This is a genomic window from Streptomyces spinoverrucosus, assembly GCF_015712165.1.
Classification (GTDB): domain Bacteria; phylum Actinomycetota; class Actinomycetes; order Streptomycetales; family Streptomycetaceae; genus Streptomyces; species Streptomyces spinoverrucosus_A.
Genome location: NZ_JADPZX010000005.1, coordinates 1 through 21,512, shown reverse-complemented (window position 1 = coordinate 21,512; position 21,512 = coordinate 1). Strand labels below are relative to the sequence as shown.

Annotated in this window: 18 protein-coding genes; 12 read left to right on the top strand and 6 right to left on the bottom strand. The window is 70.4% G+C overall.

From position 1 onward, the window contains the following. The first annotated feature begins 42 nt into the window (after nt 1-42). From I2W78_RS39940 to I2W78_RS39900, 9 genes are all read left to right on the top strand, one after another. Complete coding sequence (locus I2W78_RS39940) at nt 43-534, top strand: hypothetical protein (RefSeq protein ID WP_374222764.1); 492 nt, start codon at nt 43-45, stop codon at nt 532-534. Nucleotides 535-796: 262 nt separating this feature from the next. Further along, on the top strand, nt 797-1,723 hold the full coding sequence (locus tag I2W78_RS39935) for an SMP-30/gluconolactonase/LRE family protein (RefSeq protein WP_196465676.1): 927 nt from the start codon (nt 797-799) through the stop codon (nt 1,721-1,723). Nucleotides 1,724-1,961: 238 nt separating this feature from the next. Continuing rightward, entirely contained in the window at nt 1,962-2,612 is a 651-nt protein-coding gene (locus tag I2W78_RS39930) for a DUF4360 domain-containing protein (RefSeq protein ID WP_196465669.1), read from the top strand. 224 nt (nt 2,613-2,836) lie between these two features. After that, nucleotides 2,837-4,894 carry a discoidin domain-containing protein gene (locus I2W78_RS39925; protein ID WP_196465668.1) on the top strand — a complete coding sequence of 686 codons (2,058 nt, stop codon included), beginning with the start codon at nt 2,837-2,839 and terminating at the stop codon, nt 4,892-4,894. A gap of 512 nt (nt 4,895-5,406) precedes the next feature. Beyond that, nucleotides 5,407-6,177: a response regulator transcription factor gene (locus I2W78_RS39920; protein WP_196465667.1), complete on the top strand. Its 771-nt coding sequence runs from the start codon at nt 5,407-5,409 to the stop codon at nt 6,175-6,177. 122 nt (nt 6,178-6,299) lie between these two features. Further along, nucleotides 6,300-8,111, top strand: a complete 1,812-nt coding sequence (locus tag I2W78_RS39915) for a flavin-containing monooxygenase (protein WP_196465666.1) — start codon at nt 6,300-6,302, stop codon at nt 8,109-8,111. Next, nucleotides 8,108-9,772 (top strand): SMP-30/gluconolactonase/LRE family protein, encoded by a 1,665-nt coding sequence (locus tag I2W78_RS39910; RefSeq protein WP_196465665.1) that lies wholly within the window; start codon nt 8,108-8,110, stop codon nt 9,770-9,772. The genes I2W78_RS39915 and I2W78_RS39910 overlap by 4 nt, the downstream gene beginning before the upstream one ends. Nucleotides 9,773-9,914: 142 nt before the next feature. Continuing rightward, complete coding sequence (locus tag I2W78_RS39905; RefSeq protein WP_196465664.1) at nt 9,915-10,322, top strand: SseB family protein; 408 nt, start codon at nt 9,915-9,917, stop codon at nt 10,320-10,322. Nucleotides 10,323-10,487: 165 nt separating this feature from the next. Then, a complete protein-coding gene (locus I2W78_RS39900) occupies nt 10,488-11,294 on the top strand; it encodes an MBL fold metallo-hydrolase (protein WP_196465663.1) in 807 nt (268 codons plus the stop codon). A gap of 142 nt (nt 11,295-11,436) precedes the next feature. On the opposite strand, the gene I2W78_RS39895 is transcribed toward I2W78_RS39900, so the two are convergent. The 6 genes from I2W78_RS39895 to I2W78_RS39870 form a co-directional block, all read right to left on the bottom strand. Beyond that, the gene (locus I2W78_RS39895) at nt 11,437-11,826 is read right to left on the bottom strand and encodes a MarR family winged helix-turn-helix transcriptional regulator (protein WP_196465662.1); all 390 of its coding nucleotides are present in this window, start codon (nt 11,824-11,826) and stop codon (nt 11,437-11,439) included. A gap of 76 nt (nt 11,827-11,902) precedes the next feature. Further along, the gene (locus I2W78_RS39890) at nt 11,903-12,253 is read right to left on the bottom strand and encodes a VOC family protein (protein WP_196465661.1); all 351 of its coding nucleotides are present in this window, start codon (nt 12,251-12,253) and stop codon (nt 11,903-11,905) included. A 276-nt stretch (nt 12,254-12,529) separates the two neighbouring features. Further along, on the bottom strand, nt 12,530-13,561 hold the full coding sequence (locus tag I2W78_RS39885) for a LacI family DNA-binding transcriptional regulator (RefSeq protein ID WP_196465660.1): 1,032 nt from the start codon (nt 13,559-13,561) through the stop codon (nt 12,530-12,532). Then, nucleotides 13,558-14,463 (bottom strand): carbohydrate ABC transporter permease, encoded by a 906-nt coding sequence (locus tag I2W78_RS39880; protein ID WP_196465659.1) that lies wholly within the window; start codon nt 14,461-14,463, stop codon nt 13,558-13,560. The genes I2W78_RS39885 and I2W78_RS39880 overlap by 4 nt, the downstream gene beginning before the upstream one ends. Continuing rightward, on the bottom strand, nt 14,460-15,437 hold the full coding sequence (locus tag I2W78_RS39875; RefSeq protein WP_196465658.1) for a carbohydrate ABC transporter permease: 978 nt from the start codon (nt 15,435-15,437) through the stop codon (nt 14,460-14,462). Before I2W78_RS39875 ends, I2W78_RS39880 begins: the two co-directional genes overlap by 4 nt. Then, the gene (locus I2W78_RS39870) at nt 15,434-16,750 is read right to left on the bottom strand and encodes an ABC transporter substrate-binding protein (RefSeq protein ID WP_196465657.1); all 1,317 of its coding nucleotides are present in this window, start codon (nt 16,748-16,750) and stop codon (nt 15,434-15,436) included. Before I2W78_RS39870 ends, I2W78_RS39875 begins: the two co-directional genes overlap by 4 nt. Before the next feature lie 181 nt (nt 16,751-16,931). Here I2W78_RS39870 and I2W78_RS39865 point away from each other — a divergent pair, with 181 nt between their 5' ends. The 3 genes from I2W78_RS39865 (at nt 16,932) to I2W78_RS39855 (ending at nt 21,178) form a co-directional block, all read left to right on the top strand. Continuing rightward, nucleotides 16,932-18,953, top strand: a complete 2,022-nt coding sequence (locus I2W78_RS39865) for a beta-galactosidase (RefSeq protein ID WP_196465656.1) — start codon at nt 16,932-16,934, stop codon at nt 18,951-18,953. Between the two features lie 122 nt (nt 18,954-19,075). Next, complete coding sequence (locus I2W78_RS39860) at nt 19,076-20,638, top strand: glycoside hydrolase family 53 protein (RefSeq protein WP_196465655.1); 1,563 nt, start codon at nt 19,076-19,078, stop codon at nt 20,636-20,638. Nucleotides 20,639-20,890: 252 nt separating this feature from the next. Continuing rightward, nucleotides 20,891-21,178, top strand: a complete 288-nt coding sequence (locus I2W78_RS39855; RefSeq protein ID WP_196465654.1) for a helix-turn-helix domain-containing protein — start codon at nt 20,891-20,893, stop codon at nt 21,176-21,178. The last annotated feature ends 334 nt before the right edge of the window (nt 21,179-21,512 follow it).

Sequence of the window (21,512 nt, the reverse complement as noted above, 5' to 3'; positions counted from 1 at the left end):
GGGTCGAGTACGACAGCATCGGCACGCATATGGAGAGGCGAAGTGCCCCAGCAGCAGCGGCGAGGTCCCGGCGGCCGAAGCTTGCCCTTCGCGACCGGCAGGGGCGCAGTCATCGTCGGAAGCCTGGCGGTGCTTCCGCTGGCCACGGCCTGCAGCGGCGGTGCGGACCGGGTGGACGGGGGCGCCAAGCCGTCGGAGGTCTCCGCCGCCCCGGCGGCCGGAGTGGTCGCACCGGCCAAGGTGGAGGTGATCGCCGGCCTGACCGGATGCAAGGCGACGATCCGCATCGAGGCGGAACAGCTCCGCCAGGGCCTGTGCCACACCCCGAAGGCCGACTACCTCATCACCACCTTCCCCGAGGAGAAGTACAAGGAGACGTGGCTGGACTCGGCGAGCGTGTACGGCGGGAAGTACCTCGTCGGCTCGCGGTGGGTGGTCAGCGCGAAGCCGGAGATGCTCGAGTCGTTCCGCACGAAGCTCGGCGGCACCGTCCGGCAGCTGCGGGGAATGGGCCCCACCCCGAGTTCGCCGTAGCTCCGCGAGCGGCCGGTACGCACTGATGGCGTACGCGGCCTCGCCGTCGATGGCGTTCTCCTCCCAGTCCAGGGTGAGGCGCACCGGATGCCCGTCGGCCGGGTACGGACAGCCGAGCGGTCGACGTCAGTGCTCGCTCCGGACGTCGACTTCGACAGCCGTCCGGCGGATGACGCCCCGCCAGCCGTTCTGCATAGTGAGGATCGGCCAGATCAACATCCGGATCGCTGACGATGACGATGACGAGAACGAGGACGGCGACATGCCCGGCGAGCGACCGCAGTTGTACGACATCCTCGATGACCGGTTCCGCACGGGCCGATGCCACGCGGGCGACTCGAAGCTGGAGAGCCTCTTCGACGGCTGCCGCTGGGCCGAGGGCCCGGTCTACGTGCCGGCCGGGCGGTACCTGGTGTGGAGCGACATCCCCAACGACCGCCTGCTCCGCTGGGACGAGACCACCGGCACGGTCGGCGTCTTCCGCTCACCCGCCGGTCACCCCAACGGCAACACCCTGGACAACGAGGGTCGCCTCATCACCTGTGAGCAGGGCAACCGCCGCGTCACCCGCACCGAGCACGACGGATCGGTCACCGTGATCGCCGACCGCTTCCAGGGCAAGAGGCTCAACAGCCCGAACGACGCCGCCGTGAAGTCCGACGGCTCGATCTGGTTCTCCGACCCCGACTTCGGGATCAGCACCGACTACGAGGGGCACCGCGCCGAGAGCGAGATCGGTGCCCGCAACGTCTACCGTGTGGACCCCGGCACCGGCGAGGTGCGGCTGGTCGCCGACGGTTTCAGTGGCCCCAACGGCCTCGTCTTCTCCCTCGACGAACGGCAGCTGTACGTCTCGGACAGCCGGGCCAACCACATCCGCGTCTTCGACGTCCACGACGACGGCACCCTCGGCGACGGCAGCGTCTTCACCGAGTGCGCGATCGGCAATTTCGACAACATCCGCTTCGACGACCAGGGCCGGCTCTGGGCAGCGGCCATGGACGGCGGCGTGCACTGCTACGACCCCGACGGCACCCTTCTCGGCCGCCTCCTGGTCCCCGACACCGTCGCCAACATCCGCTTCGGCGGCGCCAAACGGAACCGCATGTTCATCGCCGCCGACACCACTCTCTACTCCATCGTCATGTCCGTTACCGGTACTTCGGCGCTGCCGACCGCCCGCCCGTAGAGGGGGAAGCAGGGGGGCAGGGATGGCCGGATACAGCCCTGGCCGCCCGATCCCCCACCCCCTACGATGCGAGCGCTCCCGACCTTCACAGTGTGTTCACAGTTTCCCCCAGGTCGGGGGCGCGATCGGCTCCGCATGGGCATGCACAGTGGCTTTCTTGTCATGTTCATGACCAAACCATCGCTGAACCATCGTGGTTGCCACCCCCCGAAACCAGAAGCGCACAGATGGGAGAACCATGGCTGCCGGCCTGCTCCTGAGCAGCGCGATAGGCGCGCTGCTCGCCACCGCCGTACCCGCACAGGACCCGTCGACCGGGATCGTCGACCCGCCCCCGGACCGCATCGTCATCAAGGTCGCCACGGTGAACGGCTCCGGCTGCCCGCAGGGCACCGCCGCTGTCGCCGTCTCACCGGACAACACCGCCTTCACGGTGACCTACAGCGACTACCTCGCCCAGGTCGGCGGCGACTCCGACCCGACGGCGTTCCGCAAGAACTGCCAGCTCAACCTGATCGTGCATGTGCCGCAGGGCTTCACGTACGCCATCGCCAGCGCCGACTACCGCGGCTTCGCCGCGCTCCAGTCGGGCGCCAGCAGCGTCCAGCGGGCCTCGTACTACTTCCAGGGCTCTCCGAACACCGAGTTCAGGAACCACGCCTTCCGCGGCCCCTACAACGACAACTGGCAGGCCACCGACACCACCGACTGGGCCCAGCTGGTCTGGGCGCCGTGCGGTGTCCAGCGCAACTTCAACATCAACACCGAGCTGCGGGTCAGCGCGGGCAGCTCGGACCCGGCCAAGACCAGCTTCATGACGATGGACTCCACCGACGGGGACATCAGCACCATCTACCACCTGGCGTGGAAGGAGTGCCCCGACACCTGACATCGGCCTGTGGCCCGGTCGCCGCAGACGTCCGGCGACCGGGCCACAGGTGCACCACGACTGCTCAACGGCTCCAGTGCGCACGGCTCTTGACGTCCCATGCGCCGCTGGCCATCCTCGTCGCATATCTCGCGCCGGTCATGACAACCCGTCAGTAGCGGTCCCACAAGGGCCGGGCTCGTCGACCGTGCCATCCCGCCGACCGAGGGACGTGGGTAACGACCATGGCTCCACGACGCCCGAACCGCCGCAGACACGTCACCGTCGTGTCGTTGCTTCTCCTCGTGCTGGCCACAGTCCTCGGCCCGGCGCCGAGTTCGGCGGCCGGAACCGACTGGTGGAACCCGGTCGCGCGGCCCGCACCGGACTCGCGGATCAACGTCACCGGCGAACCCTTTACCGGCACCACCGCCGGGGGCGAGGTGCGCGGTTTCGTCGACGCGCACAACCACCTGTTCTCCAACGAGGCGTTCGGCGGACGGCTCATCTGCGGCAAGCCCTTCTCCGAGGCCGGCATCGCCGACGCGCTCAAGGACTGCCCCGAGCACTACCCCGACGGCTCTCTCGCCATCTTCGACTTCATCACCAACGGCGGTGACGGCAGGCACGACCCGGTCGGCTGGCCCACGTTCAAGGACTGGCCCGCCCACGACTCGCTGACCCACCAGCAGAACTACTACGCCTGGATCGAGCGGGCCTGGCGCGGCGGCCAGCGCGTCCTCGTCAACGACCTCGTCACCAACGGCGTGATCTGCTCGGTCTACTTCTTCAAGGACCGCAGCTGCGACGAGATGACGTCGATCCGGCTGCAGGCCAAGCTGACGTACGACCTCCAGGCCTACGTCGACAAGATGTACGGCGGCCCCGGAAAGGGCTGGTTCCGGATCGTCACCGACAGCGCGCAGGCCCGCGAGGTCATCGAGCAGGGCAAGCTGGCCGTGATCCTGGGCGTCGAGACCTCCGAGCCGTTCGGCTGCAAGCAGATCCTGGACATCGCGCAGTGCGACAAGGAGGACATCGACAAGGGGCTGGACGAGCTGTACGCACTCGGCGTGCGCAGCATGTTCCTGTGCCACAAGTTCGACAACGCGCTGTGCGGGGTCCGCTTCGACTCGGGCACGCTCGGTACGGCGATCAACGTCGGGCAGTTCCTGTCGACCGGCACCTTCTGGAAGACGGAGAAGTGCACGGGACCCCAGCACGACAACCCCATCGGCCAAGCGGCGGCGCCCGCGGCCGAGCAGGAACTCCCGGCCGGTGTGGAGGTCCCCTCGTACAACGCGGACGCCCAGTGCAACGTCCGCGGTCTCACCGAACTCGGTGAGTACGCCGTGCGCGGCATGATGAAACGCAAGATGATGCTGGAGATCGACCACATGAGCGTCAAGGCCACCGGCCGGGTGCTCGACATCTTCGAGGCCGAGTCCTACCCCGGTGCGCTGTCCTCGCACAGCTGGATGGACCTCGACTGGACCGAGCGGGTCTACTCCCTCGGCGGCTTCGTCGCCCAGTACATGCACGGCTCCGAGGGCTTCATCTCGGAGGCCGATCGCACGCAGGCCCTGCGCGACAAGTACGGCGTCGGCTACGGCTACGGCACCGACATGAACGGCGTCGGCGGCTGGCCGGCACCACGCGGAGCGGACGCCCCGAACAAGGTCACGTACCCCTTCAAGAGCGTCGACGGCGGCTCCGTGATCGACCGGCAGACCACGGGCGAGCGCACCTGGGACCTGAACACCGACGGAGCCGCCCACTACGGCCTCGTCCCGGACTGGATCGAGGACATCCGCCGCGTCGGGGGCCAGGACGTGGTCGACGACCTCTTCCGGGGCGCCGAGTCCTATCTCGACACCTGGGGGGCGTCCGAGCGGCACCAGGCCGGCGTCAACCTCGCGGCGGGGGCCTCGGCCGCGGCCAGTTCCTCGGAGTGGAACCCGTTCACCAGCTACGCGCCGGGCCGGGCCGTGGACGGCGCGCGGAACTCCCGCTGGGCCAGCGACTGGAGCGACGACCAGTGGCTGCGGATCGACCTGGGGGCCACGAACCTGGTCGGGCGCGTCACGCTCGACTGGGAGCGGGCGTACGGGACCTCGTACCGCATCGAGCTGTCCACCGACGGTGTGAACTGGCGGACCGCCTCCACCACGACCGCCGGCGACGGCGGGCTGGACACCGCGCGGTTCACCCCCACACCCGCCCGGTACGTCCGTGTCCAGTTCCTGGACCGCGGCACCGACTGGGGTTACTCGCTGTACGAGGTGGGCGTCCACAGCAGCTGACGGGACCGGGAGTCGGGACCAGCGGGCGACACGCACCTATGTGCTAATAACACGCATCTTGTGCGAATTTCCTTTGGTCTGATCTGATTCGCCATGCCCACGCTGGTGGATATTTCTATCTGGTGGAAGGGGTGGCGTGGCATGGCGAATTACCCTGGCGCACAACGCCGCCGGGCGTTGGTGTCCCCGAAGTGCTGGAAAGGGGAGGACGGTTGGCAGGAATCACGGTCGCACGATGGCTGGTCCGTCTCCGTGTGCGGAAAACCCGGGGCGTCCGGGTCGCGCCGCGCACTCCTTCGAGTGACCCTCTCGCCGCGCTGGTGAGGACCGCGCAGCGGCTCGACTACGGCGCAGGCCGCGTCGACGGGGCGATGGGGGACGACCGGAAGCGGTAGCAGCGGCGGCGAGCGCGTTGGGCCTGCACCCATGATCGGGTCGGTGGCTGTCCGGCCCGCCCGGCGACCGGGATCCGTATTGCTTGACTCAGGCAACGGCCGGGTAAAGTGGCGTGCATGCCCAACCCGCCGACCGCCATCGCCGCGCGGGACCGCACGGGGGAGGAGGTCCTCACGGGGCACGGCGGTGCGCCGCTCGTGCTGCTCGCCGTCGGCGATCCGGCGACCTCCGAGCCGCTCACCGCGCTGCTGCGACTCGCCGGTTACCGGACCACGACCGCCCGCTCCGGCGCCGAGGCACTGGCCCGGGTGCTGGAACGCCGGTTCGACCTGGTGATCCTGGACGTCCTGCTCCCGGACGTGGACCAGCTCCGCCGCACCCGCAGCCTCCTCGCCCCCGACCGTCCGGCCGTACTGCTGCTCGCCGAGGGTGCCCCGCTGGGCGCCATCCCCGCAGGTGACAGGGGTCCGGGGGAGGTGGCGGTGGCGGCGCGGGTGCCCCGGCGGGAGGCCGAAGTGCTGGCCCGGGCACGGCAGTTGGTCGGAAGTGCGCCGCGCTACGACGCCCCCTTACCGGGTGGCGAGCCCGGCACTCTGCGCTACGACGACCTCGTGCTGGACGAGAGCAGTTGCCGGGCACTGCGCGGGCGGCGGGCCATCGCCCTCACCCCGGCCGAGTACCGCCTGCTGCGCTGCCTCCTCCTCAACCCCGAACGAGTGCTGTCGAAGGAGCAGATCGGCCGGCACGTCTGGGACGAGCGCCCCACCGACGGGGCGATCGAGCGGCTGGTGTCCCGGCTGCGCCGCAAGGTGAACGACGGGGAGCCCGCGCTGATCCACACCCGCCGGGGCTTCGGCTACTGGCTGGGCCGCTCGACGCTGGGCTGAGTGGGGGAGCCCGGCGGTGTGACCTCGGTCATGTTGATCGCCTGTCCGGAAACTGTCCGGGAGTTGTCAGTTCGGTTCGGTTGACTGTTCGCCTGGCCCCCACGCCCGGAGAGAGGACACGGATGTCCGCCCCCCACCCCGCGCCTGAGCTCGGCTTCGACCTGCGGGCCCTGCGCGAGAAGTACCGCCTCGAACGCGACCGCCGGATCCGCCCCGACGGCAGCAAGCAGTACCGCCGCACCACGGGAGAGTTCGGCTACTTCGAGGAAGACCCCTACGTCGCCCCGGACTTCACCCGCGAGACCCTGCACGACCGCGTCGAGGTGCTGATCGTCGGCGGTGGTTTCGGCGGCCTGCTCGCCGGGGCGCGGCTGCGCCAGGCCGGCGTGCGCTCGATCCGGGTGATCGAGAAGGGCGGCGACTTCGGCGGCACCTGGTACTGGAACCGCTACCCGGGCATCCACTGCGACATCGAGTCGTACATCTACATGCCGCTGCTGGAGGAGGTCGGCTACGTCCCCCAGTGGAAGTACGCGCCGGGGGAGGAGATCCGGCAGCACGCGAAGGCCATCGCCCGGCACTTCGGTCTCTACGACGACGTCTGCTTCCAGACCCGGGCGACCGAACTGCGCTGGGAGGAGGCCGAGTCCGAGTGGGTCGTCGCCACCGACCGGGGCGACCGCATGCGGGCCCGCTACGTCGTGATCGCCAGCGGCACGCTCAGCCAGCCCAAACTGCCCGGCATCCCCGGCATCGAGACCTATCTGGGCCACACCTTCCACACCAGCCGCTGGGACTACGCCTACACCGGCGGCGACGCCGACGGCGGCCTGACCGGGCTCGCCGACAAACGGGTGGCTGTCATCGGCACCGGTGCGACCGCCATCCAGGTCGTACCGCACCTGGGCGCCGACGCCCGGCACGTGTACGTCTTCCAGCGCACGCCGTCCTCCGTCGACGTACGCGGCCAGCGGCCCACCGATCCGGAGTGGGCCAAGTCGCTGGAGGCGGGCTGGCAGCGGCGCCGCATGGACAACTTCCTCACCCTCGTCACCGGCGGCCGGGCCGAGGAGGACCTGGTCGACGACGGCTGGACCAGCACCGCACGGCTGCAGCAGAAGCTCATCCCCAGTGACGCCTACGCGCACATCCCGCCCGCCCAGCGGGAACAGGCGTACGAGATCGCGGACTTCCAGAAGATGAACGAGATCCGCGCCCGGGTGTCGGCGATCGTCGAGGACCCGGTGACGGCCGAGCAGCTCAAGCCCTGGTACCGCTACATGTGCAAGCGGCCCACCTTCAGCGACACCTACCTCCAGACCTTCAACCGGCCCAACGTCACCCTCGTCGACACCGCCGACACCCACGGCGTCGAGCGGATCACCGAGAACGCCGTCGTGGTCGGCACGGACGCCTACGAGGTCGACTGCATCATCTTCGCCACCGGCTTCGAGGTCGGCGTCTCGGGCGTGATGTCCGGACGGCTTCCGGTGTACGGCCGGGGCGGCATCCCCCTGCTGGAGGCCTGGCGGAACGGCCCGCGCACCCTGCACGGCTTCTACAGCAACGGCTTCCCCAACTTCTTCCAGCTGGGCCCGCTGCAGAATGCCGGCTCGGTCAACTACGTCCACATCCTCGACGAACAGGCCACGCACGTCGCCGAGGTCGTCGCCCAGGCCCGCAGCCGCCGCAGCCTGTACGTCGAGCCGTCCGCCGCCGCCGAGGCGGCCTGGGTGGCGACGATCCGCCAGAAGGCGGCCGACCTGTACAAGTTCCACGCCGAGTGCACCCCCGGCTACTACAACAACGAGGGCAGCCCCCGCGAACGCAACGAGTCCTACGGCGACGGCCCGATCGCCTTCCACGAACTGCTCAGGCGGTGGCGACAGGACGGCGGCATGAACGACGTCCTCGTCGACGGGACGAACCGGTGACCGCGCTCCCCAGCCGCTTCGACGAGACCGGCGGCACCGGGACGCGGAGCACCCGGTGGCAGGTGGAACGCCTCAACCCGCCCAACCGGCTGTGGGGTTCCAACGGCGTCGCCTTCGGCCCCGACGGGCGGCTGTACGTCGCCGAGTTCCTCGCCGGCCGGATCAGCGCCGTCGACCCGGCCACAGGTGACCTCGACGTGATCGTGCCGATGGACAGTCCCGTCCAGTCGCCGGACGACCTCGCCTTCGGCGCGGACGGGTCGATGTACATCGCCGACCTGGTCCCCGGCCGGGTCTGGCGGCGCGGCCCCGACGGCGCGTACACCCTCGTCTGCGACGACGTGACCAACCCCAACGGCATCACCTGCGTCGGCGACCGGCTGTTCGTCAACGAGATGAAGCCGGACGGACGGCTGCTGGAGCTGTTCCCCGACGGCCGCGACCCCGTGGTGCTCACCGAGGGCCTGGCCCTGGGCAACGCGATGCAGCTCGGCCCGGACGGCCACCTCTACTACCCGCACATGATCAGCGCCCAGGTCTGGCGGATCCCGCCGGACGGCGGTGCGCCCGAGGTGGTCGCCGAGGACGTGCACCAGCCGGTCGCCGTCCGCTTCGACCAGGGCGGTGTGCTGCACGTCCTGTCGCGGGGCGTGGAAGGCATCGTGACCCGCATCGACCTGCACGGCACCGGCTCCCGGACGCTCGTCACCAGCGGGGTGGTGGGGCTGGACAACGCGGCCTTCGACGCCGAGAACCGCATGTTCGTCTCCAGCTACGCCAGCGGCGGCATCACCGAGCTGCGTCCGGACGGGCGCACCCGGGAGCTCGTGCCGCGCGGGCTGGACGGCCCGTACGGGGTGACGGTCGACCTGGGCGGCACGGTGTACGCGGCCGACCACTACCGGCTGGCGAGCCCGGCGGACACCCACGAGGGCGAGCCGACCCACGGCCCGCAGGGTGGCGGCGTCACCACGCACGCCCTGCTGCACTTCTCCCACGGCATCGCGGCCGACGGCGGACTGCTGCACCTGACCTCGCAGTACGGCACTGTCCAGACCTACGACCCCGAGCAGCGGACCACACGGGAACGGGCCGCCGGACTGCGTCGGCCCCTGGGCATCGCGGTGGGCCCGGACGGCTCCCTCGTCGTGGCCGAGACGGACGCCGGAAGAATCGTGGCCATCGACGACCGCGACACCCTCACCGTCCGCGCCGAAGGGCTCGACCATCCCGTGGACGTGGCCTTCGACGCCGACGGGCGCTGTTACATCAGCGACGACCGGCTCGGGGCGGTGCTGCGGATCGAGGAGGACGGGAGCGCGGTGACCGTCGCGGACGGGCTCGGGGCGCCCCAGGGACTGGTGGTCCTGGGCGACGAGATCTTCACGGTGGAGACAGCCCGGCGCAGGCTCCGGGCGATCTCTCTCACCACGGGAGAGAGCAGGACCGACGCCGAGGACCTGCCGGTCGGGCGGCCCCCGGGCGTCGTTCCCCGCACCCAGCCCGCCCTCTTCGCGGGCGGCATGCCGGGGGCGCCGTACCTCTTCGCCGGGCTGGCGGTCGCCGCGGACGACGCGCTGCTGCTCGCGGCCAACGGGGAGGGCACGGTGCTGCGGCTGAGTCCGGCCGACCCTGAGGTCCACGGGCCACAGGACTCGTGAGGCCGGGTCGGCCGGGGTGTCGAGGATTGGTCGTCGCGAAGGGGAATGACCTCCACCGGCCGGGGTACGCGTCGAGGGCCGCACCGGAGTCCGATCTTGGCCCGGGCGGGCCCCCACGACCGCCACGACCAGGGAATCCGCCATGGAGACACCCGCGAACGACCCCACCCCCACACCGGCCCAGCGGGCGCTGGACGCGCTCGTCGTGAACACCGAGGACGAGTCGGCGCTGGACACGCTCGCGAGCAGCGAGGTGCTCGTTCCCGTGCCGGACGACGCCATGGACGAGGAGGCAGCCGACCCCACCGCGGTGGCGCTGCCCGTGCTGGAGGAACCGGACGGGCGCCCGGTGGTGCCCGTGTTCACCTCCGAGCTGGAGATGGCCGAGCTGCTGCCGTTCGTCTCCCGCTACCGCCTCGTGCCGCTCGGCGCCCTCGCCTCACAGTGGCCGTCCGACGAGCTGTCCCTCACCATCGACGGCAGCTCGTCGCACGGTCTGACGCTCACCTCGGACGGCGTCCGCACCCTGCTGGCCCGTCCGGAGTACTGAGTCAGGGCGTTCACCTCGGGTGAACGCCCACGTCACGCGGGGTTCCGCCCCACCGACGCGTGCCGAGGTCGGCCTGAAATGTGCCCCGCGCCAGGGTGGTCACGCCCTGTGCGGTGGGAAGACCCCAGCGAAAGGACTCGCAGCGAAGGAACGTCGGGGGTCGTCTTGAGGGTCGTCCTGCTCGGCACCGCGGCCGGTGGCGGCTTCCCGCGGTGGAACTGCGGCTGCACGCCGTGCGCCGCCGCCCGTGACGGCAAGCTGCCCTCCCGTACCCAGGAGGCGGCCGCCGTCACCGGCAATTCGCGGGACTGGTGGCTGCTGAACGCCTCGCCGGACCTCCGCGCCCAGCTCACCGCCACCTCGGCCCTGTGGCCGGGCCCGGGCCGCCGGCCCACACCGGTGCGGGGTGTGCTGCTGACGGACGCCGAACCCGAACACGTGTCCGGTCTGGCCGAGCTGCGCGGAGGGCCGGGCCTGAAGGTGTACGCGGCGCCCCCCGTCCTCGCCGCGCTGGCACCCGCGCGCGCCATGGTCGACCGGTATGCGCCGTGGGAGTGGTACGACAGCCTCACCGCGGGCGGCTTCGTGCTGTCCGGCGGTCTGGTCGTCACCGCCCACCCCGTCGGGGCGTCCGCGCCGGCCTATCTGCCGCGGCGCGCCGCGGACGAGTGCTGGGTCACGGCGTACCGCATCGAGGACCTGGCCACCGGCGGCGTGCTCGTCTACGCGCCGCGCCTGGCCGGCTGGGACGCTGAGCTGGACGAACTGCTGGCGGGCGCCGACTGTGCCCTGCTGGACGGCACCTTCTTCGCGACCGCCGACAGCGCCGTCGCCCCGCCGGCCGGGCTCCGCCGTATCCACACCCGTCTCGACGACGCCAACGCCCTGCTCGACCCCGCCTCGCCGGCCCGTGTGCAGGCGGCCGAGGCGGGTGTCGAGGTCCTGCCGGACGGGGCCGAGTTCGTCCTGTGAACCCCTCCGGCGTCACTCGGTGGTGCGCTCCAGGAGCCGGTCGACGGCCGTGGGGTTGCCCGCGCCGGCCAGGTCGCCCTGCTCGGTGGCCACTTCGACGAGCTGAGGACCGCGCTGCCGCTGCCCCGGTCGGCGAAGCGGCTCAGCCCGTCAGCATCCGTGCCAGCGCCGCCCGCTGCAGGGGCAGCACCTCGGCGTGCAGGGCGCGGCCCCTGTCGGTGAGGGCGACCCACACGCCCCGCCGGTCCTCGACACACATGGAGCGTTCGACCAGGCCGTCCTTCTCCAGCCGGCCGATGAGGCGGGAGAGGGCGCTCTGGCTGAGGTGGACCCGTCCCACCAGGTTCTGCACCCGGCAGTGGTCGCCCACCTCGGGCGCCTCGGTCGCGAGCATGTCCAGCACCTCGAAGTCGCTCGCACCGAGCCCGTGCGGATGGAGCACGCGGTCGATCTCGCACATCGTGCGCGCGTGCACCGACAGGATGTCCCGCCACCGCTGCTCCAGCCCGGTGCCGACCGTGTTCGCTGCCATATCCGCACGGTAACACCGATCCGGCCACTTATTGAGTGTGCAACTAGTGTGCGTGCATTAATCGGCACACGCGGACTCAGTCGGTCTGGTCCTGGAGCAGGCCGATCAGGTTGCCGTCCGGGTCCTTCACCGAGGCGATCAGCCGGCCGGCCCCGACGTCCCGTACGTCCTGCAGCGCCTCGGCGCCCGCGGCCAGCAGCGCCGCGAGCGTGGCCCGGATGTCGGCCACGTGCCAGAAGGGGACCGGGCCGGTCAGGCCCTGGGCGTGGCCGTTCGGGTCGAGGCCGATCTCCTGCTCGGCGTACCGGAAACCGACGTAGTAGGGCTGGTCCGTGTGCGGCTCCACCCCCAGCAGCGCGCTGAACAGGGACTTCGCCCGGTCGACGTCCTTGACGGGGTAGATGATCGTTTGCAGGCCGGCGGTCATGGCGTACTCCTCCGTGTGGGCGTTCCGACGGGCGTTCACCGTCGGTGCCCTCACGCTAGGCCGGTGGAGCGGCGGGCGGCTTCTCCGATCCTGATCGGTTGCCGACCCGGCCACGCCCTTAGGGCCTGTCCGGCGGATCAGGTGCCCCTGCGCGAGCGCGTTCGAGCGTGGGGGAGCGTCGAACTGCAAGGCGGAGGAGGGAGTCGGCGACAGACGACAACGCCGCAGATCGGCGTGCCAGACCCCGCGTCTGCGGCATGATCCGCCGGACAGGCCCTACGTCGACTCGCGCCTCACCAGCTCCGTCGGCAGGATCACCGCCGCCGGATCCTCCCCGCCGATCTGCGCGAGCAGCACCCGTACCATCTCGGCGCTGATCCGGTCCCACGGCTGCCGTATGGTCGTCAGCTCCGGGCTGGCGGCGACGACGGCAGGGGAGTCGTCGAAGCCGCCGACCGCCACGTCCTGCGGCACCCGACGCCCGGCCCGTTGCAGTGCCGTCAGGACGCCCTGCGCCATCAGGTCGGAGGCGACGAACACCGCGTCCATGTCGGGCGCCTGGGCGAGCAGCCGCTCGGCGCCCGCCTCGCCGCTGGCCCGGCTGTAGTCGCCCGAGACGACGAGGCGTTCGTCGATCTCGACACCGGCCTCGGTGAGCACCTCGCGGTAGCCGGCGAGCCGCTCGACACCACCGGGCGTGTCCAGCGGACCGGTGACGACCCCGATCCGGCGCCGCCCGAGCGACAGCAGATGGCGCACCATGTCCCGCGCGCCGTCCCGGTCGTCGGCGGCCACGTAACTCACCTTCGACCCCAGCCCGATCGGCTTGCCGCACGCCACCAGCGGCACACCGGCCTCACGCAGCTCCTGCGCCACCGGATCCCCGGAGTGGCTGGAGACCAGCAGCACCCCGTCGACGTGCCCGGCGGTGATGTACCGCGTGATGCGCCGCCGTTCGTCCTGCGTCCCGGCCAGCATCAGCAGCAGCGGGATGTCGTGCTGGGCCAGCGCCTGGGTGCAACCGCGCAGCAGCGCATTGAAGTTCGGATCCTCGAAGAACCGCTCCTGCGGCTCGGTCAGCAGAAAACCGACCGAGTCCGAACGCCCGGTGATCAGCGACCGGGCGTGCCGGTTCACGACGTAACCCGTCCTGCGGATCGCGGCGTTGACGGCCTCCTGGGCGGCGGGGCTGACGTAGTGCCCGCCGTTGAGCACGCGCGAGACGGTGCCGCGCGAGACGCCCGCCTCGCGCGCCACGTCGTGAATCGTCGGCGGCTTGCGCCGGCCCCCCGTGTTGCTCATGGTCATGACTTTACGGCTCCGGAGAGCAGATCGAGGCTCCAGAACCGCTGGACGACCAGGAACAGCGCGACCAGCGGGAGCACCGCCAGGAACGCGCCCGTGATCACCAGCGTGTACAGCGCCGGTGTGTTCGCGCCCTGCTCCAGCAGCGTGTGCAGGCCGAGCGTGATCGGGAACTTCTCGTCGTCGCTGAGCATGATGTACGGCAGCAGGAAGTTGTTCCAGACCGCCACGAACTGGAACAGGAACACCGTCACCAGCCCCGGGATCATCATCGGCAGCGCGATCCGGGTGAAGATCCGCCACTCGTTCGCCCCGTCCATCCGGGCGGCCTCCACGACGTCGGCGGGCACGGCGGCGGCCGCGTAGATCCGCGAGAGGTAGACGCCGTACGGCGAGAGGATCTGCGGCAGCAGCACGGACAGGTAGGAGTCCGTGAGGTCGGCCTCGGCCAGCAGCAGGTACTGCGGGACCGCGAGGATCACCGGCGGCATCAGCACGCCCGCCAGCAGCACGTTGAAGATCGCCTCGCGGCCCCGGAAGCGGTACGTCGCGAGCGCGTAGCCGCTGACGGACGACACCGCCGTCGACAGCAGCGCCCCGAGGCCGGCGTACAACGCGGAGTTGCCCATCCACTGCCAGTAGACGCCGTCGCGGTAGGCGTTGAGGTCGGTGAGGTTGTCGGCCAGGCCCGTGCCCGGCAGGAACGTGAACGTGGAGAACAGCTCGCTGCCGGACTTGGTGGACGCGACCACCACCCAGGCGACCGGCAGCAGACAGTAGAGCGCGCCGAGCAGCAGCGTCACCGTCGGGACCAGCGCGATCCGGCGGCGCAGCGGCGGGCCCTGGGCGGTGCCCGGGGTCGTACCGGCCGCCGGGGCGGCCTTGCGGACGGCAAGAGAACTCATCGTGTTGCCTCCTGCTTGTCGCGGCGGTTCACGGCCCGCAGGAAGCCGAAGGACAGCACCAGCGTGGCGAGCGCGATGATCACGGCCTGGGCCGCCGCCGCGTAGATGTCGCCCTCGCCGAAGGCGTCCCGGTACACCTTCATCAAGGGACTCCAGGTCGTGGACACCGAGTTGGTGAGCGGTTTGAGGGTGGTCGGCTCGCTGAACACCTGGAGCGTCGCGATGATCGAGAAGAAGAAGGTCAGCACCAGTGAGGGCGCCACCATCGGGATCTTGATCCGCAGCGCGATCTGCAACGGCGTGGCGCCGTCCAGCTTCGCCGCCTCGTACACCTCGGCCGGGATGGCCTGCAGCGAGGTGTAGATGACGATCATGTTGAAGCCGGTGCCGCCCCAGACCGCGATGTTCGACAGGGCGAGATAGAGCGGACCGCCGTCCAGCAGGTCCGGCTGCGGCAGGCCCAGCTTGTCGAGCACGAAGTAGAAGGGGCTGACGTCCGGCAGGTACAGGAAGCCCCACAGCAGTGCGGCCACGACGCCGGGGATGGCGTACGGCAGGAAGATCGCGAGCCGGGTGAAGGGGGCGAGCCTGACTTTCTCGGAGTCGAGCATCAGAGCGAACAGCAGGGCGAGGCCGAGCATCACCGGGACGACGATGCAGCCGTAGCCGAGGACGCGCAGCGCCCCGTTGAGCAGCTCGCTGTCGGAGAGGGCGTCGGTGTAGTTCCGCAGACCGGCCCAGACCTCCTTGCGGGCACCGGAGCCCAGGCCGAGGCCGGAGACCTGCACCTTGCGGAAGCTGAGCCAGATCGCGTACCCGATGGGCAGCGCGAAGAACAGCGCGAAGAGGACGCCGGCGGGGAGGAGGAAAAAATAGGGCGCGCTTCGCGCTCGTTTGAGGGTGGTGGTGGGAGACGGGTGGGCGTACGGGGCCCCTTTGACCCCGTACGCCTTCCGGCGTGCCGTGTCGGTCACTCCGCGACCTCGAAACCCTGCTTCTTCATGTCGGCGACCGTGTCGTCGTGCATGGTCTTCAGGGCGGCGGTGAAGTCCGACGTGTTCTTCGCGGCGGCGCCGAAGGCGTCCTTGAAGGACGTGTAGGCGACGTTCACGTTCGGGCCCCACGCGGACGGCGCGGTGGTCTCCGCGATCTTGGCGGCCGTGGTGTAGAAGTCCGCCTGGTTCGAGAAGTAGTCCGGCGGGGCGGTGAAGGCGCCGCTGAGCTGGGCGGACGTGGACGCCGGGTAGATGCCGCTCTCCTTGGCCAGCGCGTTCAGGGCGTCGCCGTCGGTGTTCAGCCAGGCGGCGAACTTCGCGGCGGCCTCCTTGTGCTGGGAGTCGGTGGTGACGGCGGTGGAGGAACCACCCCAACTGCCGGTGACGTCCTCGCTCGCGGACCACTGGGGGAGCGGGGCCATCGCCCACTTGCCCTTGGTGTCCGGCGCGGCCGTCGTCAGCGTGCCCGGCGCCCACACGGCGCTCACCCAGGCGATCTGCTTGCCGGTGTTGAGGGCCTTGTTCCAAGCCGGGGTGTACATCGGCTGGTTGTCGATGGCGCCCTCCTTGACGAGGTCGCCCCAGAACGTGGCGACCTTCCGGGTCGCCGCGTCGTCGATGCCGACCTTCCACTTGTCGCCGGAGGTCGTCCACCACTTGGCGCCGGCCTGCTGGGCGAGGCCCGCGAACAGACCGGAGTCGTTGGCGGAGAAGGTGGTGAGGTCCTTGTCCGGGGCCTTCTTCTTCAGCGCGCGGGCCGTCTCCGCGAACTCGTCCCACGTGGTGGGGACCTTCAGGCCGTACTCCTTGAACAGGTCCTCGCGGTAGTAGAACATCATCGGCCCGATGTCCTGCGGGACGGCGTAGACCGCGTCCGTGCCGAGCGTGGTCTGCTGCCAGACGCCCTCCGCGAACTTGCCCTTCGCCTCGGCGACTTCGCCGGATATGTCGGCGAGCGCGTCATTGCTGACCAGTGTCGGCAGCGCCTGGTACTCGGCCTGCACCAGGTCGGGCGCCTTGCCCGCCTTGTGCGCGGTGAGGATCTTGGTGACCAGCGTGTCGCCGGACGCCTGCTTCTTCACCGTGACGGTGATCTGCTCCTTCTTGCCCGGGCCCTTGTTCCACAGGTCCACGACCTTGTCCATGCCGGGCGTCCAGGTCCAGTACGTCAGCGAGACCGGACCCGACTGGGCGTCGCCGTCGTCCGACGAGCCGCAGGCGGCGAGGGCGGTGGCGCCGAGCGTGACGGCAACGGCGGATGTCACGAGGCGACGGCGCTTCGAGTGCGGCATGGATCTCTCCCCTGACCTGGGTCCTCGCCTGCTGCGAGAACCTGCCATGCTTCTGTGAGCGTTCACAGTAGAGAAACATCCCGGACACTTGTCAATGGTTGTTGCTGTGCGGTTATGTTGGGATCGCACCGGCGCCGCTGTGTGTGCACGTTCCCAAATGATTGATCAAATGGAGAGATCCATGCCGGAGACCACCCCCAGGGGCCTCACCAGGCTCGCCTTCGGTGGGGACTACAACCCCGAGCAGTGGCCGGAAAGCGTCTGGCAGGAGGACGTCCGGCTGATGCGGGAGGCCGGTGTCTCCATGGTGAGCGTGGGGATCTTCTCCTGGGCGCTGCTGGAACCCTCACCCGGGGAGTACGACTTCGGCTGGCTCGACCGCCTGCTCGACCTGCTCCACGAGAACGGCATACGTGTCGACCTCGGCACGCCCACCGTGGTGCCGCCGGTGTGGTTCTACCGGGCCCACCCCGAGGCGCTCCCCGTCACCGCCGACGGCAGCCGCTACGAGTTCGGCTCGCGCGGCGCCATCTGCCACAGCAACGCCGACTACCGCGCGGCCGCCGCCACCATCACGACACGGCTCGCCGAGCGCTACGGCGCCCATCCCGCGCTCGCGATGTGGCACGTGCACAACGAGTACGGCGTCCCGGTCTCCGCCTGCTACTGCGACTCCTGCGCCGCGCACTTCCGCCGCTGGCTGGCGACGACGTACGAGACCGTCGAGGCGGTCAACGAGGCCTGGGGAACGGCCTTCTGGGGCCAGCGCTACACCGACTTCGACCAGATCACCCCGCCGCGCAGCACGCCCACGGTCGGCAATCCGGGACAGGCGCTGGACTACAAGCGGTTCGCCGACGCCACCATCCGCGAGAACTTCCGGATGGAACGGGACATCCTGCACCGTCTCTCGCCGGGTGTCCCCGTCACCACCAACTTCATGACCGCGCTCAGCCAGTGCGACTCCATCGACTACTGGGCCTGGGGCCGCGAGGTCGACCTCGTCACCAACGACCACTACCTGATCACCGACGGCCGCCGCACCCACGTGAACCTGGCGATGGCGGCCGACCTGACCCGCTCGGTCGCGGGCGGCGCCCCCTGGCTGCTCCTGGAGCACTCCACCTCGGGCGTCAACTGGCAGGCCCGCAACCCCGCCAAGGCCCCCGGCCAGATGGCCCGCAACTCCCTCGCGCACGTGGCACGCGGCTCCGAGGGCGCCATGTTCTTCCAGTGGCGGCAGTCCCGGCGCGGCGCCGAGAAATTCCACTCGGCGATGCTCCCGCACGGCGGCACCGGCACGCGCGTGTGGCGCGAGGTCGTCGAACTCGGCGCGTCCCTGGACGCGTTGTGGCCGATCCGCGGTACCCGCACGGTCGCCGACGTGGCCGTCCTGTGGGACTGGCACTCCTGGTGGGCGCAGAACCTCGACTGGCGCCCCAGCGAGGACCACGACGCCCGCGAACGCGCCGACGCCTTCTACGAGGTGCTCTACGACCGCCACCTCACGGTCGACTTCGCCCACCCGGAAGCCGACTTGTCGGCCTATCCCCTTGTCGTCGTACCCGCGCTGTACCTGATGACGGAGGCGGCCGGAGTCAACCTCACGGAGTACGTCGAGAACGGCGGCACCCTCGTCGTGTCGTACTTCTCCGGCATCGTCGACGAGCACGACGCCGTCCACGAGGGCGCCTACCCGGGCCCGCTGCGGGACGTCCTCGGCCTCACCGTCGAGGAGTTCTCGCCGCTGCTCAAGGGCGAGCGGGTCCGCGTCACCGGACCCGACGGATCGGAGCTCGGCGCCGACGTGTGGACCGAGTTCGTGGTGCCGCGCGGCGCCGAGACGGTGTGGACGTACGCCGACGGCCTCACCGCCGGCCACCCGGCCGTCACCCGGCACCGCCTCGGCGAGGGCACCGCCTGGTACGTCTCCACCCGCCTCGGCCACGACGGCCTGGACGCACTGCTGGGCTGGGCCGCCGAGGACGCGCGCCTCGCCCCGCGCGCCGACCTGCCCCACGACGTCGAGGTCGTGCGCCGCACCGGCGAGTCGGGCACCTTCCTGTTCGCCGTCAACCACAGCGCCGCCGACGCCAAGGTGCCGCTGGACGCGTCCGGCACCGAGCTGCTGACCGGCGAACCCGTCGCCGGCCGCCTCGCGGTCCCGGCGGGCGCCGTGCGGGTCGTACGACTCGACGGCTGAGCCGACTCCCCTCCGCCCGCGTGTGCCACGAGAGCCGTGGGCGGAGGGGCTGCCTCCGGTGGGGGCGCCGCAACTCCCGCCGGAGGGCACACATCCCCCTCACGTCGAAGGGACGACGGACGATGAAGTTCCATCCCAGACGCACCCTCAGGGCCCTGCTGCTGCCACTCATGGCCGGGCTCGCCCTCACCGCCCTGCCCGCCCAGACCGCACAGGCGGCCGGCACCCTCACCAACGGCGGGTTCGAGACCGACGCCACCGGCGCGGCCACGCCCAGCGGCTGGTCCGAGTACGGCGCGACCGGCGCCTCGTACGTCGAGGCCGGGGGCCGCAGCGGGAGTTACCGGCTGAGCCACTGGGCGTCCACCGCCTACAAGGTGGAGACGTACCAGTACCTGTCCGGGCTGACCAACGGCAACTACCGGCTGACCGCCTGGGTCCGCTCCGGCGGGGGCCAGAACTCCGCCTACATAGCCCTGAAGAACTGCGGCAGCGCGGAGCAGCGCACGGATCTGCCGGTGTCCGCCAGTGGGTGGATCCGGATCGTCGTGCCGATCAACGTGACGAACAACCAGTGCACCATCAGCATCAACAGTGACGCGAACGCGGGCAACTGGATCAACGTTGACGACCTGACCTTCACGTCGGGCACGTCCGGTACGTCGATCAAGGGTGCCGACGTCTCGTCCCTCGCCAAGAGTGAGACGCTCGGCGGCGTCTACCGCACCAGCTCCGGCGCCGCCGGTGACCCGCTCGCCATCATGAAGTCCTCCGGCATGAACTACGCGCGCCTGAAGGTCTGGGTCAACCCGGCCGACGGCTACAACAACAAGGCGCGGGTGCTGGCGACGGCCAAGCGCGTCAAGGCGCAGGGCATGAAGCTGCTGGTCGACTTCCACTACTCGGACACGTGGGCCGACCCGGGCGCCCAGAGCAAGCCGGCGGCGTGGGCGGGCCACTCGTACAGCCAACTCAGGACGGACGTGTACAACCACACGTACGACGTGTTGAACGCATTGAAGGCGCAGGGCACCACCGCCGACATGGTCCAGGTCGGCAATGAGATCAACGGTGGCATGCTGTGGAACGAGGGATCAACCAACAACTGGACGCAGCTTGCCGGGCTGCTCAACAGTGGATACGACGCCGTCAAGGCGGTCAATTCGTCCACCACCGTCGCGCTGCACCTCGCCAAGGGCGGTGACCTGTCCGGCACCCGCTGGTGGTTCGACAGCGCGGTGGCCGCCGGCGTGAGGTTCGACGCGATCGGCCTGTCGTACTACGGCTACTGGCACGGCACGCTGTACGACTTCCAGACCACCCTGGACGACGCGGCCGCCCGCTACGGCAAGCCGGTTTTCGTCGCCGAGACGGCCTACCCCTTCCGTCTGGACAGCGAGGACGCGCACGAGAACATCATCGACCTCGCCGGCGAGCTCGTCCCCGGCTACGCGGCCTCGACGGCCGGGCAGACGCGGTGGATGAAGGACATCGCGAGCATCGTGGAGGCCGTCCCGAACGGCCGCGGCCTCGGCGTCTTCTACTGGGAGGCGACCTGGACCGCCGTCGCCGGCAACGGCTGGGACCCGACCGACCCATCCTCCGGCAACGGCTGGGAGAACCAGGCCCTGTTCGGCTACGACGACAGGGCGCTGCCGGCGATGGCGTGGTTCGGTCACCGCTGAGGCCCCCTGCGTTGATCCCGGGACCAGAAGGCCCGGCCGTGAGAGTGCGCACCTCCGCGGTCGGGCCCTCGCTGTTCCACCCCCTGCTCCACCCCCTGTTCGACCCCTCAGCTCCACTCCTCGTTCTCCACGACATTGAGTCGAAGGCCCGTTCGATCCCGGTCAAGTCCGGTGGTGTGCCGGGCGCGGCGGCTTGCCCGGCGCCACAGTGGGGAAGCGGCACGTAGAGGGCCCGGAACACAGGGGGACGTGATGCTGAGGACTCCCGCCAACGACACTCGCCTGCGCATCCTGGAGTGGCTGAAGGATCCGGTCGCCCACTTCCCACGCCAGCGGCACGCCGACCTCGTGGCGGACGGGGTCTGCGCCGCGGCCGTCGCCGCGAAGCTCGGCGTCCGCCGCACGGTGGCCCACACCCACCTCACCCTGCTCACGGACCTCGGCATGCTGCGCGCCAAACGCGTCCGGCGCCGCACGTACTACCGCCGCGACGAGGTCCGGATCGCCGAGGTGGCCCGGATGTTCGAGAAGGGCTGGTAGGTGAGCGGCCGCGACGGGTACCCACCCGACGATCACGCTCCCGACCGCGAAGGGCAGCCGCCCATGCCCAGCCCCACTCCGCTCGTGCCACGCCGCTATGTCGACATCGGCGCGCGACACGCCCGGTCCGCCCGCCGGCCACAGCCGGTGTCCTGGCCGTCGACGACGACGGAGACGTCGTCCACCACCTCACCCACCGCCGCACCGGCTTCCGCATGATCACCAGCGTCTGCGAAGTGGGCGACCGGCTGATCCTCGGCAGCGTCCAGGAGCGCGGCGTCGCGGTGTGCGAGACACCGGCCCCGAAGTGAGGACGGGCGCGGCCCCGAAGTGA

What these genes read in the sequence shown, in the direction of transcription:
- I2W78_RS39870 (WP_196465657.1), bottom strand. Translation starts at nt 16,750, where the DNA reads ATGCCGCACTCGAAGCGCCGTCGCCTCGTGACATCCGCCGTTGCCGTC.
- I2W78_RS39930 (WP_196465669.1), top strand. Translation starts at nt 1,962, where the DNA reads ATGGCTGCCGGCCTGCTCCTGAGCAGCGCGATAGGCGCGCTGCTCGCC.
- I2W78_RS39890 (WP_196465661.1), bottom strand. Translation starts at nt 12,253, where the DNA reads ATGACCGCCGGCCTGCAAACGATCATCTACCCCGTCAAGGACGTCGAC.
- I2W78_RS39915 (WP_196465666.1), top strand. Translation starts at nt 6,300, where the DNA reads ATGTCCGCCCCCCACCCCGCGCCTGAGCTCGGCTTCGACCTGCGGGCC.
- I2W78_RS39865 (WP_196465656.1), top strand. Translation starts at nt 16,932, where the DNA reads ATGCCGGAGACCACCCCCAGGGGCCTCACCAGGCTCGCCTTCGGTGGG.
- I2W78_RS39925 (WP_196465668.1), top strand. Translation starts at nt 2,837, where the DNA reads ATGGCTCCACGACGCCCGAACCGCCGCAGACACGTCACCGTCGTGTCG.
- I2W78_RS39920 (WP_196465667.1), top strand. Translation starts at nt 5,407, where the DNA reads ATGCCCAACCCGCCGACCGCCATCGCCGCGCGGGACCGCACGGGGGAG.
- I2W78_RS39905 (WP_196465664.1), top strand. Translation starts at nt 9,915, where the DNA reads ATGGAGACACCCGCGAACGACCCCACCCCCACACCGGCCCAGCGGGCG.
- I2W78_RS39855 (WP_196465654.1), top strand. Translation starts at nt 20,891, where the DNA reads ATGCTGAGGACTCCCGCCAACGACACTCGCCTGCGCATCCTGGAGTGG.
- I2W78_RS39880 (WP_196465659.1), bottom strand. Translation starts at nt 14,463, where the DNA reads ATGAGTTCTCTTGCCGTCCGCAAGGCCGCCCCGGCGGCCGGTACGACC.
- I2W78_RS39935 (WP_196465676.1), top strand. Translation starts at nt 797, where the DNA reads ATGCCCGGCGAGCGACCGCAGTTGTACGACATCCTCGATGACCGGTTC.
- I2W78_RS39895 (WP_196465662.1), bottom strand. Translation starts at nt 11,826, where the DNA reads ATGGCAGCGAACACGGTCGGCACCGGGCTGGAGCAGCGGTGGCGGGAC.
- I2W78_RS39885 (WP_196465660.1), bottom strand. Translation starts at nt 13,561, where the DNA reads ATGACCATGAGCAACACGGGGGGCCGGCGCAAGCCGCCGACGATTCAC.
- I2W78_RS39860 (WP_196465655.1), top strand. Translation starts at nt 19,076, where the DNA reads ATGAAGTTCCATCCCAGACGCACCCTCAGGGCCCTGCTGCTGCCACTC.